This window comes from Vibrio sp. 10N.239.312.D08 (genome assembly GCF_041466145.1).
GTDB classification, from domain to species: domain Bacteria; phylum Pseudomonadota; class Gammaproteobacteria; order Enterobacterales; family Vibrionaceae; genus Vibrio; species Vibrio crassostreae_C.
This window is the reverse complement of sequence record NZ_JBFSSD010000010.1, coordinates 35,894-49,853: the sequence shown is the minus strand read 5'-3', so window position 1 is coordinate 49,853 and position 13,960 is coordinate 35,894. Positions and strand designations below refer to the sequence as shown.

The window sequence follows — 13,960 nt, the reverse complement described above, 5'->3', positions numbered from 1 at the left end:
GTCATGGTTAAACAAACTCAGCTACAAGTAGAAGCGATCCGTAACGGCAGCGTGATTGACCACATCCCTGCTCACCTTGGTATCAAAATCCTTAAACTGTTTAAGCTACACAAGACAGAACAGCGCATCACTATGGGCTTAAACCTGCCATCATCGGCACTTGGCCATAAAGATCTAATCAAGATTGAGAACATCTTCCTGACCAAGGAACAAGCCAACCAATTGGCTCTTTATGCTCCGCAGGCAACGGTCAATCAGATTGAAGAGTATAAAGTGGTTAATAAGCTAACCCTTGTGCTGCCAGAGCAAATCCACAGTGTCTACTCTTGCCCGAATAGCAACTGTATTTCGCACGGTGAACCTGTCGAAAGCAGCTTTAAAGTGCAGCTAAAACAGGAAAACGTGCAGCTAAAATGTCACTACTGTGAAAAAGTATTCTCTCGCGAGATCATGAGTGAAATTCGCTAACCCTTAGCGCCATTATCACGGTCTCCAAAGCACCCTAATACCGATGGATATTTATGCCAAACTTGGAATAAATATCCATTTAACAAAAGAATAAAACTCCAAAATAAAAGCAATTAACTAGAATTTTATTTGGTGATCCCCTTCAAAAAGACAACTATCCTTTAGTGGTAGACTCAATGGGTAGACGATCATACATCACGCATACCTTCCCTCTTTATTTCGGGATTCATCGGTAAGCCCTATTTAACAATCGTACTCTACGGCTTTGGGAGTACGCTCGGCGCTATGGACAAGCGATAACCACATGTTGACCTTAAGGAGTTGTTCATGAACCCAATCACTGAGCACGGTTGCTTGTATTCAGCTGAAGATAAAACACTGACTGCAGCGTGCAAACGCTTACTACAACAACAAAGCTTCTCGACCCAAAATCAACTGCGAGAGAAACTCGTCGATATTGGCTATACCGGTATCAGCCAATCGACCGTATCTCGTATTTTGTCACAGCTTGGTGTTGTCAAAATTCAGAATGCTTGCGGTAAAAAGGTTTACTGCATCACGGTTGAAAGTGCACCGGTTCGTGTCGATGCATCCATCTCATCGCAAATCGAATTCATCACTCATAACCAAGCGATGGTCATCGTAAAAACTCATCCAGGTTGTGCTCAATTAGTCGCAAGATTAGTCGATATCGACCCACATACTGAGATTATCGGCACCGTTGGCGGTAATGATACCGTGCTTATTATTCCAAAAGATACGATGAATATTGATGCTTGCGAACAAGTAGTAAAAGCACGCTTGGGTGTAGCTTAAATGTCTCTTTTACAAAGGCAAGTCACTCAAGTTGAATTGCAGCTCCCCACTCGATTACCCAATAAAATCGCTATCCCGCCTTAGGGGATATTTGTTTGCCGATGAAACTAATAGCAAACTATTACGGTCTGATTGAGTTAAGATACCTTCAACTCCATTTTGATGACTAAATAGTATGCGACGACTTGCCACATTACTTTTTGTTTGTGTTTCCCTATTCACCCAGCCTGCGTGGGCGCTATTTGGGAACGACAACGCCGAGCCAAGCTTCGGAGGCAATAACAATGGTTTTGTCCCTGTAGACCAAGCTTTCCCTTTCAATTACTACCAGCAAGACGACAAAGTCCTTCTCGACTGGCAAGTAAAAGAGGGCTACTACCTCTATCAACATAGCCTCTCGTTCACCGGGCAAAATCTCGCTATCGGTAATGTTGAATTAGAAGATGGTAAGCCGCACCAAGATGAATTCTTCGGTGAGGTGAGCATTTATACTCAGCCGTTATTCGTGCAAGTTCCTCTGCAGAGTTACCAAGATGGCTCACAGCTGATCGTTAAGTATCAAGGCTGTGCGGACGCAGGGTTCTGCTACCCACCAGAGACTCGTATCATCGACATTGAACCTTTCACAGCAACAGGTTCTGCTAATTCGCAAGGTAGTGACTCACAAGCTTCATCTTCTGCTGGCAACGAAACCGATGTTTCTACGCAACCAACATCTCCGAAAGCAGACGTTGTAAGTAACACGACTCAACAGCCAAATGCCCCTGTTTCAAAAGAAGCAGGCTTAGCCGATAAGCTCGGTGACAGTTGGTGGACCCCTCTATTATTCTTAGCACTCGGTGTTGGTTTAGCCTTTACGCCGTGTGTGCTGCCTATGTATCCGATTCTAACGGGTATCGTTTTAGGTGGTGGCAAACTCAGCCAAGGTCGCGCGCTGATGCTGTCCTTTATTTACGTGCAAGGCATGGCGTTAACCTACACCTTATTAGGTTTAGTGGTTGCTTCAGCAGGCATGCAGTTCCAAGCCGCTATGCAGCACCCTTACGTGCTGATCGCGCTGAGTGTTCTGTTCGTGGCGTTGGCAATGTCGATGTTTGGCGTTTATAACCTGCAACTGCCAAGCAGCATTCAAACTTGGCTCAACAATCAAAGCAATAAGCAGCAAGGTGGCAATACCTTGGGCGTATTCGCAATGGGCGCTATCTCTGGCTTGGTGTGTTCACCTTGTACCACGGCGCCATTGTCAGGCGCGCTGCTGTATGTGGCTCAGAGTGGCGACCTATTTACCGGTGCGATTGCTCTGTATGCATTAGCCATGGGTATGGGTATTCCGCTGATTTTAGTTGCGGTATTTGGTAATAAGCTATTGCCTAAAGCGGGCAGCTGGATGGACAAGGTGAAGATCGTATTCGGCTTTATCTTGCTGGCAGCACCTATCTTCCTGCTAGAGCGCATCATTCCTGAATTGTGGGCAACCGTGCTTTGGTCTGGCCTTGGCTTCATCGCCTTTGGTTGGCTGTACCATAGCAAGAATGCACTGCCATTCGGCGGCTGGAAGCAGAGTGCGGTAGGCATCATCGCGATGCTTGGCTTGTTTGCTTCGGCACAGCCTGCATTGAACTATTGGTTTGCGGAGAAGAGCGTAACGGTAGAACAACAGCACATCCAATTTGCACGCATCAACACGGTTGAAGAGCTAGAAATCCAGCTCATCGAAGCGAAGAAACTCGGTAAGCCTGTGATGCTCGACTTCTACGCCGATTGGTGTGTGGCGTGTAAAGAGTTCGAGAAGTACACCTTCCATCAAGCTGATGTGGAAAACAAGCTTTCTGACTTTGTACTGCTACAAGCCGATGTAACGAGAAACATGCCTCAAGACATTGAACTGCTTAAACAATTACAGGTACTTGGCTTACCGACGATTGAGTTCTGGGATGGCGAGGGTAACCATGTTCCAAATGCTCGTGTAACCGGTTTTATGCCTGCCGATGTATTCTTAAAACACATGCAAAACCACCAGCTATAACGGCAATATTCACTAAAATATAAGCCGAATCGAAAGCCGCACCGCCCCTCCGTAACGAGATGGCAGTGCGGCTTTTTTGCTATTCAGAGTAACGCTTTCTTATTCCGGGGATAAAAGTCGATATGGTTCAGACTTTTAATGCATAGATATTGTCCACATACTCAATCAGGATGATAATAAATATTAACTAAATTGTTAAAAGTATGAACGTCATGGACTCGACCTATACCATCATCATTGCTGATGACCACCCTCTCTTTCGCAACGCCCTGTTTCAGTCAGTTCATATGGCGATCAGTGGTGCGAACCTGCTTGAGGCCGATTCTCTCGATGCCTTACTGACTCTGCTAAAGAAAGAAGGCGAGCCGGATCTATTACTGCTCGATCTGAAAATGCCGGGCGCCAATGGCATGTCAGGCTTAATTCAACTGCGCGCTGAATACCCAGATCTACCGATTGTGGTGGTTTCTGCCAGTGAAGATGCCAGCGTGGTCACTCAGGTGAAGAGCCACGGTGCGTTTGGCTTTATTCCTAAGTCGAGTGATATGCGTGAGTTGGTGAGTGCACTGAATCAAGTGCTGAATGGCGACCCGTTCTTCCCTGAAGGGCTTATCACCAATAATGCAGCGTGTAGCGACCTTGCAGAAAAGATTTCCACACTGACGCCTCAGCAATACAAGGTATTAGGGATGCTTTCTGACGGCTTGCTTAACAAGCAAATCGCGTATGAATTGAATGTTTCGGAAGCGACCATCAAAGCACATATGACGGCCATCTTCCGTAAACTGGATGTGAAAAATCGTACTCAAGCGGTTATCTTGCTACAAGAAGTCCACAATTAAGCTTCACTGATATCCTCTTCTAAAGTCGTCTTAGGTAAACATAAACCCAACCTGACGACTTTATGATCATCTATCTCTGCAACCACCCAAGTGATGTCATGCCACTCAAAGCTATCACCCAATACAGAGTGTGCGCCAAGCTCTTGAGCAACCAATTGTTTTAGCGTCATTTCTCGCTCTTCCTCCGAGCCAAGTTCAATACCATAACAATCACTCACTGCCGCAACTGATAGCTCAACATCCAAGAAGAAGTCACCAAAGAATCGTGCCGCCTCTTCTGCTAGAGGCGCCTCACTGAACAACGAACTTAAGCTGTCCAAATCTTTGTCTTGACCAAGCACACATAAGATATCGTTCGCCTCTAACACGGTGCTGCCTGATGGGTGAAGCAAGGCATCCTTTCTAAACAGTGCAGTAATTCGCGTTCCTTCCGGCATAGACAAACGCTTTAGTGGTTCGCCCACACACCACTTCTCTTCTTTCAGCTTGTAGACAAACATCTCCCACTCACTAGCAGGGTAAATTTCAATGCCAGTACGAGAAATCGGTGTCGGCGTTGGAGGTAGCGTCACTTGAGCCAATCTCGCGACTTTCATCAAGCTGCCGCCTTGAACAATCAGCGACACCATAACCACGAAGAACGAGATGTTGAAGTAAAGCTGAGCATTAGGCAGGCCAGCCATCATCGGGAACACCGCCAGAATGATCGGTACCGCGCCGCGTAGACCGACCCAAGAAACAAACCAACGTTCCTTGGTGGTAAAGCTTCTGAACGGCAGCAAACCCAACCAAACCGACAGCGGACGAGCAAACAAAATCATACCGAAGGCCAGTGCCAGCGCAGGCAGAGCAATGTCCATCAACGTTGATGGCGTCACCAATAAACCCAATACCAAGAACATCACGATCTGGCTTAGCCACGTCATGCCATCAAGAACATTAAGAATCGAGTGTCGCGAGCGCGTCGGACGATTACCAATGAACAAGCCCACTAGGTAAATCGATAAGATGCCGCTGCCGCCAAGCATGTTAGAGAACGCAAACAGAGCCACGCCCCCACTGAGTACCAGAATGGAATAAAGGCCATCAGCCAATTGTACTCGATTGATTAAGCTCCATAGAACCCAGCCGCCGCCAATACCAACAAGAGTACCGATACCAAACTGCATCGCAAAACTTTGCAGTAGGAAGTTCATTCCCATCTCAGCGTCAGGGTTACCTAACAGCGCAATTAAGGTCACCGTCAGGAAGACCGCCATTGGGTCGTTAGTGCCCGATTCGATCTCTAGGGTTGAGCCAACACGCTCATTGAGACTCTGTCCTTTCAGCAAAGAGAATACCGCTGCCGCATCGGTTGAACCAACAATCGCCCCGACCAAGATGCCCTGCATTAATGACAAGTCAAACAGCCAAGCCGCCATTAATCCGGTTAAGGTTGCTGTACATGCGACACCTATCGTCGCCAGCGAGAGCGAAGGCCAGAAAGCGACCTTGAAGCTCGCCACCTTGGTTCGCATACCGCCATCCAACAGAATCACGGCAAGCGCAAGGTTACTCACCAAGTAGGTCAGTGAGTAATCATCGAAATGAATATTACCGGGTCCATCTTCACCCGCTAACATACCAACGAACAAAAAGATCAAAAGAATAGGAACGCCCAATCGAGAGGACACTTGTGAGAAAAGCACGCTGATGGCGATGAGTACGGCACCAGTCAAGAATAAGTGGTTAATGGTTATTGCGTCCAATTCGTTCCCCCAAAGAATAAAATCCGAGCTTTAAGCCTGTTGATCTTTTGCCACTAGCTTGTTGATCTTCTGCCGTTTAGCAAGGCACGGTCGGTGAAAGTGCCGTTGTTACTATAACAAACTTATGTTTCGCTTCGTGTCATAAGCAGGGCTAAATACCGTTTCTCGGTCATTTAGTTGTTAAATTTTATGACTCGCAGTCTAATTCATCCCTTTTTGTTAGACCTTTGGCTAATTTAACAACATTGTAACATCACATTTTTCTATGGTTATGTCTCCTAGCTCCCATATTTCAGTACATTAGCGCTAATACCATCCCGACTAAAGTTGCACAGATCCCTTGACTTATCCTTGCTACATTCTAAATCGTAACATTACGTTAACACGCTATTTTACAAAACGGTTTCACAAAAACAGTTTCTACGAAAACGGAATAAAGGAGAAGGCAATGGCGTTCGAATCTACGGAACATGCTCAAGCCTACTGGAAGGAAAACTTGGGAATTATGGGAACACTGCTCGCGGTCTGGTTTGCGGTGTCTTACGGCGCTGGCATCTTATTTGTGGATGCCCTCAATACCGTTCAGTTTGGCGGGTTCAAGCTAGGATTTTGGTTCGCTCAGCAAGGTTCGATATACACCTTCGTGGCGCTGATATTTATTTACGTTGTCCGCATGAATGCGCTCGACAAAAAATACAACGTACAGGAAGACTAGAGGCTAGAACATGGATATTCAAACTTGGACGTTTATTCTCGTCGGTATTACTTTCGCGGTATATATCGGCATCGCAATCTGGGCTCGTGCAGGGTCTACTAGTGAGTTCTACGTTGCTGGCGGTGGTGTACACCCAGTAGCAAACGGCATGGCGACCGCCGCTGACTGGATGTCGGCAGCATCATTCATCTCAATGGCAGGTATCATCTCATTCGTTGGTTACGACGGTGCGGTTTACCTAATGGGTTGGACAGGTGGTTATGTACTACTTGCGCTATGTTTAGCACCTTACCTACGTAAGTTCGGTCAGTTTACGGTTCCTGATTTCATCGGTGAGCGTTACTACTCGAAAACGGCACGTATGGTAGCGGTATTCTGTGCAATCTTCGTATCGTTTACGTACGTTGCAGGCCAGATGCGTGGTGTGGGCGTTGTATTCTCTCGTTTCCTAGAAGTTGATATTAACCTAGGCATCATCATTGGTATGGGTATTGTGTTCTTCTACGCAGTACTAGGTGGCATGAAAGGCATCACTTATACGCAGGTAGCTCAATTCTGTGTCCTCATTTTCGCCTTCCTTGTTCCAGCAATCTTTACCTCAATCATGATGACAGGTAACCCACTTCCACAAGTTGGTATGGGCTCTACGCTATCAGGCACAGATGTTTACCTTCTTGATAAACTGGATGGACTGACCGAAGAACTCGGATTTACCGCCTATACCGAAGGTAACAAGAGCATGGTAGATGTATTCTTCATCTGTGCGGCTCTAATGGTCGGTACTGCGGGTCTTCCACACGTAATCATTCGTTTCTTCACGGTACCAAAAGTACGTGATGCTCGTATCTCAGCGGGTTGGGCACTACTGTTCATCTCATTGCTATACACAACAGCACCAGGCGTTGCAGCATTCGCTCGTGTAAACATGATCGAAACAATCAACGGCCCTGACATGCAAGGTGTCGCTGCAGCGGACGCACCAAGCTGGTACAAAAACTGGGAAAGCACTGGCCTAGTAGGTTGGGAAGATAAGAACGGCGATGGCAAAATGTTCTACTCGGGCGATGAGCGCAACGAGATGAAGATTAACCGTGACATCATCGTACTGGCTTCTCCAGAGCTAGCGAAACTACCAAACTGGGTTGTAGCACTGCTTGCAGCCGGTGGCCTAGCAGCCGCACTATCAACAGCCGCGGGTCTACTATTGGTCATCTCAACGTCGATTTCACATGACTTGTTGAAGAAAGGCTTCAGACCAAACATGACCGACAAGCAGGAGCTGTTAGCCGCTCGTCTGGCAGCCATGGTCGCGATTGTCGGTGCCGGTTACTTAGGTATTAACCCACCAGGCTTTGTAGCACAGGTAGTAGCGTTTGCCTTCGGCTTAGCCGCAGCATCCTTCTTCCCAGCGATTATCCTAGGTATCTTCTACAAGAAGATGAACAAGGAAGGCGCAATTGCAGGTATGTTGTCAGGTATTGCCTTCACAGCAAGCTACATCATCTACTTCAAGTTCATTAACCCAGCAGCAAGCACACCTGAAAACTGGTGGTTTGGTATCAGCCCAGAAGGCATCGGTACGCTAGGTATGTGTCTAAACTTCGTAGTATCGATTGCTGTAAACAAAGTAACTGCTGAAGTACCACAAGATGTACAAGATATGGTTGAGAACATCCGTTACCCGAAAGGTGCAGGTGAAGCTCACGACCACTAAGCACGACCATTAAACAAAGATGTTTAGCAAAAAATGAATCAGTACTTACATTGTAGGGATTAGGTACTGACTCCAGAAAGCCGATACTTCGTGTATCGGCTTTTTCTTTTTCTGCTCACTTTATAAAAAGATAAACAAAGGGTTGTTTTTAAAATTTTATTTGATAATAATTATCATTAACATCCAATAAAGAGATGCAGATGATGATGAAAGAGCAGCAGGTTCTCTATTCGAGATTTTACAAAGCACAGGATCGCTTTGCTTCATTAGAACAAGTTCAAGGCCATGAGCCGTTTGTAATTCGAGAGTATATCGAGTGTGCACTGACGCTTTCGGCTTACTATGAAAAGCATGCCGCTCAAGAAAACATCTTGTTGTGCGAGCTGTATCTACGCCAAGTTTTCTTTCATTTGATTGAAGCGATTGAGTCTCCTCAGCGCAGTTTCGCCTTTCGTCATATCTGCCTAGACTCTATTCACTCACCACTATTTTATTTGAAGCGCCACTACTGCCAGCAACCTCAAGGCCAAGCGCGTTTTTTGAATCTCAGCCAAACACTAAAACAAGTCCAAGCCCCACTTGGCTAACAAGGATAGAACATGACCCTACAATTTCGGATTGAAAAAGACAGCATGGGCGAAGTGAAAGTCCCTGCCGATGCGCTATACCAAGCACAAACTCAGCGTGCAGCGGATAACTTCGCGTTTAGCTCTCACAAGATGCCGACCAGTTTTATTCAAGCACTGGCGTTAATTAAACAGGCAGCGGCAGATACCAATGCTCAGTTAGGTCTACTGGAAGGTGATATTGCCAACGCGATAGCCGAAGCCAGCCAAGAGATCATTGAGGGTAAACACCTCGATCAATTCCCTATCGATGTCTACCAAACCGGTTCAGGTACCAGTTCCAACATGAATGCCAATGAAGTGATTGCTACGCTTGCCTCAAGAAGCTTGCAAGGCGACGTGAACCCCAATGATCACGTCAACATGGGCCAAAGCAGTAACGATGTGGTGCCAACCGCAATTCAAGTGAGCGTTGCTTTGATGGCTGAAAATAAGCTATTACCTGCATTAACTCACCTTTCTGAAGCACTCACCATCAAACAACAGGAACTTGCAGAGGTCGTGAAGACCGGCCGCACTCATCTAATGGATGCGATGCCAATGACCTTTGCTCAAGAGCTAGGTGGTTGGAAATTTCAGATAGAACACGCTAAGCAAGCAATAGAGAACACCCTGCCCGCTATCAAGGCTTTAGCACAAGGTGGTACTGCGGTTGGAACAGGGATCAATGCTGACCCACGCTTTGCCGATAAGTTTGCGAGTAACCTGTCTCAATCGACAAAGATCAGTTTTAGCTCGAGTGAAAACTTCTTTTTTAGCCTCAGCAGTCAAGACGCGATCGTTGCGCTGTCAGGTCAGCTCAAAACGGCAGCAGTTGCGATCATGAAGATCTCAAACGATCTTCGCTGGATGAACTCTGGGCCGTTGGCTGGCTTAGGGGAAATTGAATTACAGGCTCTACAACCAGGCTCATCGATCATGCCTGGCAAGGTAAATCCTGTGATTCCAGAAGCTGCAGCTATGGCGGCGGCGCAAGTCATTGGCAACGACACCACCATTACCGTAGCCGGACAATCAGGTAACTTCCAACTTAATGTGATGCTGCCAGTGATTGCTCATAACGTGTTGGAAAGTATTGAGTTATTGGCAAACAGCTCAGTCGCTTTAGCGGACAAAGCCATCGCGACCTTCACGGTACGCCAAGACAATCTCGATTTGGCACTGTCAAAGAACCCAATCCTAGTGACCGCACTTAACCCTGTGATTGGCTACTTGAAGGCGGCTGATATTGCCAAGAAAGCTTACAAAGAAGGCTTACCAATTCTGGATGTCGCAGAAAGAGAAACCGATCTTAGCCGAGAAGAGCTCAGTAAACTGCTTGATCCAACCACACTGACACAAGGTGGCATTGCTGGTTAGTTATTGAATTAACAAGCGAATCGGCGTTCGCAAAAAAAAACAGAGACAAAAAAGGCCTCATCTGAGGCCTTTTCACTATCCGCTCACGAACGTACTAATCCGAGCCTGTTAACCCAAACTAGCTCACTCGATTCAAGACCGCTCTTAACTTAAGTGGCTTCACTGGCTTGGCAATAAAGCGAAAGCTGTTGGCCTTTATCGCTGCCAACATGTCATCGGTTCTATCGGCACTAATGATGACCCCTTCAAAAGAGTCTCCGAGGCGCAAGCGACACTGCTGCAGGACTTCGAGACCCGTTCTGCCATTATCTAAACGGTAATCAGAGAAAATCACATCAGGTAGCCAACCCTCATCTAGGCACTGCAAGCTTTCGACCAAATCAACCGCCGTCTTAACCTCACAGCCCCAACGTCCGATCAGGTTTTCCATACCGACTAAGATTTCTCGTTCATTATCGACACACAATATCTTGAGATGTTCGATGTCGCTGGTCGCCATTGGCGTCGAAGCTTGCACAACTGGAGCCACTTTTTCCGCTCTAGCTAAGGTGATGGAAAAAACACTGCCTTGCCCCGGCCATGAGCGCATCGAAATTTGATGGCCAAGCACATGAGCAATACCTTTCGAGATAGCCAGCCCTAACCCCAATCCTTGATCGGCTCGTACTTGGCTGCCACGAGTAAACTCTTCAAAGATTTCTTGTTGCTTGTCTTCATCGATACCGGTTCCATTATCCCACACATCAATTCGAACCTGTCCATTCACTCGTCTCGCACCCAGTACTACTTTCCCTTCCGGGTTGTAACGAAACGCATTGGTCAAAAAGTTCTGAATCACTCGTCTTAATAATTTAGGGTCAGAATGAATGAACAATGACGATGGGATCATTTGAAACTGGATTTTTTGTTGTATCGCTAAAGCGCTAAATTCCGCATTCAAATTGGTTAGTACATCATGCACGGCAATCGCATGAATGTTGGTTTCTAACTTGCCGGATTCCAAGCGCGAGATATCCAATAAATCACCAATCAGATCTTCAGCCGCACCCAACGCACTTTCGATATGAGAAGAAAGCTGTTTGACCTCTTGTTCTTTGGCTACCTCAGATAGAGAAGAAGCAAACAAGCGAGCAGCATTTAATGGCTGCATCAAATCGTGACTCACAGCCGCAAGAAAACGACTCTTGGATTGTGATTCTTGATCAGAGATTTGCGTCGCCTTTACCAAGCGATGGTTAAGCTTCTCGAGTTCTTGAGTTCGTTCATGCACTCTCGATTCCAAGCTTTCGTTAGCATCTTTTAGCGCTTGCTCTGCTTGTCGGAATACCGTGATGTCGGTAAAGCTCATCACAAAACCACCACTTGGCATTGGGTTACCTTGCACCTCAATTACTCGGCCATCAGGACGAATACGAGAAGAGGTGTGTCGAGTGCCTTGCTCAAGGTGATAAACACGGCGACGAACGTGATCTTCTGGGTCACCCGGACCACACAAACCCTGTTCGGCATTATGGCGAATCACATCGGAAATGGGTCGCCCAACCTGAATCAAACCCGCAGGAAATTCAAACAGCTCTAAGTAACGTTGATTCCACGCCACCAGCCTCATTTGTTTATCTATTACTGCGATGCCTTGGCCAATATGTTCAATCGCTCCTTGCAGTAAACCACGGCTGAAGTCGTACAGTTCCGAAGCTTCATCCACGATGGTCGCCACTTCTTCAAGCTGCATGTTTCTTCCCTGTAAAGCGGAAGTAAGTACTAACTTAGCAGACGAAGCACCGAATACACCGGCGAGCACGCGCTCTGCGTGTCGAATCAAACTTGCAGGTGCTTGTTGATTAGGAAGCAGCGGCTGACCGTGTTGTTGCCAATAGCTGTGTAAGGCACTTTTTGCTCGCTTGCGACCCACAAAACGCGACGCCAGCATCTCTAACTCAGCGACTGTCACACGGTTCTGGTAGAGGCTGATATTCTCGTTCTCAGGCAGTGGTGTGCCAACAAATGCCGCCGATTGTAAGCGCTCACTTAGGCTTGGGCGGGTTGTCATCGAAACCACGGCATAGCACAAGGTATTGAGCACAATACTCAGCACAATTCCCCAGTTTGAGCTGCTGATATCCCAACTGCTGAGTAACTCTGGTGGCGTAATAATCCACAGCAAAAGGTTACTTTCACTATCGCCCGCTAACATGCTGGTTTGGCTCATCAAGGTAATCAGCCAAATCACTGAACCGACCATTAAGCCGACATACACGCCCTTGCGGTTACCCGGGCGCCAGTACAAACCACCGATAAGTGCGGGCGCGAATTGAGCAATCGCAGCAAAAGAAAGAAAGCCAATCGCTGATAGTGAATGAATGGTATCGAGCGCCTGATAAAACAGCCAAGCACCCAGTAACAGCAGTAAAATTAGCCCGCGGCGAATCACCAATAACAGACCAGAAAAGTGTCGATGGGTTCTTTGGGTTAGGCGCATACGGCGCAGTAACAGTGGCATCACTAAATCATTCGACACCATGATCGCCAAGGCGATGGTCGACACTATCACCATGCCACTTGCCGCAGACGTACCACCAAGGAAAGCCAGCAAGGCAATGTGATTAGCGCCTTCTGACATTGGCACACTGATCACATAGGTATCCGCTGGCATACCAGTAAGTAGTCCTTGTCCTGCCCAAGCAATTGGCAGCACGAACAGTCCCATCAAAATCAGGTAAAGCGGAAACAACCAGCGAGCGGTATGCAGGTCTTGAGGACGTTCGTTCTCTACCACCATGGTATGGAACTGGCGTGGCAAACAGACAATCGCCAACATGGTCAAAACGGTATGAATAATTAAGGTCGGAATATTGGGTGATTCGTAGGTGGAAGCCGCCACATCAAGCAGGTCGATTTTGTCGCTGCTCATCGCCAGATACATGATGAACAGGCCAACGATCAGGAATGCCGCGAGCTTAACGATGGATTCAAACGCCACCGCCATCATCATGCCACGGTGATGTTCCGTGTTATCAATGTGTCTTGTACCAAACAGCATGGTAAAAATAGCCAAAGCACCGACCACGAACCAAGAGACGTGATAATCCTGATAGCCGAAGTCAGCCGCTAGGTTGGGTGCAACAATATCCAACCCCATGGTAATACCACGCAGTTGCAGAGCAATATAAGGAAGGATACCAACCACGGCGATAACCGTCACCGCCACCGCTAAGCCCTGAGATTTTCCATAACGAGCCGCGATAAAGTCGGCAATGGAGGTGATATGTTCCCGCTTCGCAATCAGGATCAGCCGCGCCAAGATCCGCCAGCCTAGTGTAAAGACTAGAATCGGGGCGAGGTAAATGGGTAAAAAAGACCAAGGGTTGTTACTCGCCTGCCCGACCGTTCCATAGAAGGTCCAAGAGGTACAATACACGGCAATCGAAAGGCTATAGATCCACGGGCGCCAACGCGATAGCCAACGAACCTGCCTGTCTCCATACCAAGCGATCAGAAATAACACGCCCAAGTAGGCTAAAGAGACTGGAATTACTATCCATCCTTGCATTGAAAACCCTTTTTTCATCCATAAAAAAACCTCTCCATAAGGGAGAGGTTTCATTTAACTAAGGATGGGTGATTAACTCAATCGCATCGCTTAAAT

Annotated in this window: 10 protein-coding genes; 8 read left to right on the top strand and 2 right to left on the bottom strand. The window is 47.1% G+C overall.

Features of this window, described 5'->3' with window-relative positions; translation table 11 throughout:
• The first annotated feature begins 3 nt into the window (after positions 1–3).
• The 4 genes from pyrI to AB6D58_RS07610 all read left to right on the top strand — a co-directional run bounded on the left by pyrI (position 4) and on the right by AB6D58_RS07610 (position 4,152).
• Positions 4–468 carry an aspartate carbamoyltransferase regulatory subunit gene (gene pyrI / locus AB6D58_RS07625; RefSeq protein WP_017062720.1) on the top strand — a complete coding sequence of 155 codons (465 nt, stop codon included), beginning with the start codon at positions 4–6 and terminating at the stop codon, positions 466–468.
• A 327-nt stretch (positions 469–795) separates the two neighbouring features.
• Positions 796–1,284: an arginine repressor gene (locus tag AB6D58_RS07620; protein ID WP_017063664.1), complete on the top strand. Its 489-nt coding sequence runs from the start codon at positions 796–798 to the stop codon at positions 1,282–1,284.
• A 175-nt stretch (positions 1,285–1,459) separates the two neighbouring features.
• Positions 1,460–3,310 carry a protein-disulfide reductase DsbD gene (locus tag AB6D58_RS07615; protein ID WP_017066562.1) on the top strand — a complete coding sequence of 617 codons (1,851 nt, stop codon included), beginning with the start codon at positions 1,460–1,462 and terminating at the stop codon, positions 3,308–3,310.
• 212 nt (positions 3,311–3,522) lie between these two features.
• Positions 3,523–4,152 carry a response regulator transcription factor gene (locus AB6D58_RS07610; protein WP_017062717.1) on the top strand — a complete coding sequence of 210 codons (630 nt, stop codon included), beginning with the start codon at positions 3,523–3,525 and terminating at the stop codon, positions 4,150–4,152.
• Here AB6D58_RS07610 and AB6D58_RS07605 read toward each other — a convergent pair.
• Positions 4,149–5,900, bottom strand: coding sequence for a potassium/proton antiporter (locus tag AB6D58_RS07605; RefSeq protein ID WP_372156910.1), 1,752 nt, complete (start codon positions 5,898–5,900; stop codon positions 4,149–4,151). The two genes, AB6D58_RS07610 and AB6D58_RS07605, sit on opposite strands and share 4 nt — an antisense overlap.
• A gap of 448 nt (positions 5,901–6,348) precedes the next feature.
• On the opposite strand from AB6D58_RS07605, the gene AB6D58_RS07600 reads away from it, so the two are divergent.
• The 4 genes from AB6D58_RS07600 to AB6D58_RS07585 all read left to right on the top strand — a co-directional run bounded on the left by AB6D58_RS07600 (position 6,349) and on the right by AB6D58_RS07585 (position 10,314).
• On the top strand, positions 6,349–6,615 hold the full coding sequence (locus AB6D58_RS07600; RefSeq protein ID WP_010435433.1) for a DUF4212 domain-containing protein: 267 nt from the start codon (positions 6,349–6,351) through the stop codon (positions 6,613–6,615).
• A gap of 10 nt (positions 6,616–6,625) precedes the next feature.
• Positions 6,626–8,329, top strand: coding sequence for a sodium:solute symporter family protein (locus AB6D58_RS07595; RefSeq protein ID WP_017062715.1), 1,704 nt, complete (start codon positions 6,626–6,628; stop codon positions 8,327–8,329).
• Positions 8,330–8,529: 200 nt separating this feature from the next.
• Positions 8,530–8,916, top strand: a complete 387-nt coding sequence (locus AB6D58_RS07590; protein WP_017068852.1) for a hypothetical protein — start codon at positions 8,530–8,532, stop codon at positions 8,914–8,916.
• Positions 8,917–8,928: 12 nt separating this feature from the next.
• Positions 8,929–10,314, top strand: coding sequence for a lyase family protein (locus AB6D58_RS07585; protein WP_017062713.1), 1,386 nt, complete (start codon positions 8,929–8,931; stop codon positions 10,312–10,314).
• A 118-nt stretch (positions 10,315–10,432) separates the two neighbouring features.
• On the opposite strand, the gene AB6D58_RS07580 is transcribed toward AB6D58_RS07585, so the two are convergent.
• On the bottom strand, positions 10,433–13,864 hold the full coding sequence (locus AB6D58_RS07580; protein WP_372156908.1) for a PAS-domain containing protein: 3,432 nt from the start codon (positions 13,862–13,864) through the stop codon (positions 10,433–10,435).
• Between the last annotated feature and the right edge of the window lie 96 nt (positions 13,865–13,960).

Bases quoted from the DNA above. Each gene is read 5' to 3' on its own strand.
- pyrI (WP_017062720.1), top strand. From the start codon at position 4: ATGGTTAAACAAACTCAGCTACAAGTAGAAGCGATCCGTAACGGCAGC.
- AB6D58_RS07620 (WP_017063664.1), top strand. From the start codon at position 796: ATGAACCCAATCACTGAGCACGGTTGCTTGTATTCAGCTGAAGATAAA.
- AB6D58_RS07615 (WP_017066562.1), top strand. From the start codon at position 1,460: ATGCGACGACTTGCCACATTACTTTTTGTTTGTGTTTCCCTATTCACC.
- AB6D58_RS07610 (WP_017062717.1), top strand. From the start codon at position 3,523: ATGGACTCGACCTATACCATCATCATTGCTGATGACCACCCTCTCTTT.
- AB6D58_RS07600 (WP_010435433.1), top strand. From the start codon at position 6,349: ATGGCGTTCGAATCTACGGAACATGCTCAAGCCTACTGGAAGGAAAAC.
- AB6D58_RS07595 (WP_017062715.1), top strand. From the start codon at position 6,626: ATGGATATTCAAACTTGGACGTTTATTCTCGTCGGTATTACTTTCGCG.
- AB6D58_RS07590 (WP_017068852.1), top strand. From the start codon at position 8,530: ATGATGATGAAAGAGCAGCAGGTTCTCTATTCGAGATTTTACAAAGCA.
- AB6D58_RS07585 (WP_017062713.1), top strand. From the start codon at position 8,929: ATGACCCTACAATTTCGGATTGAAAAAGACAGCATGGGCGAAGTGAAA.
- AB6D58_RS07580 (WP_372156908.1), bottom strand. From the start codon at position 13,864: ATGCAAGGATGGATAGTAATTCCAGTCTCTTTAGCCTACTTGGGCGTG.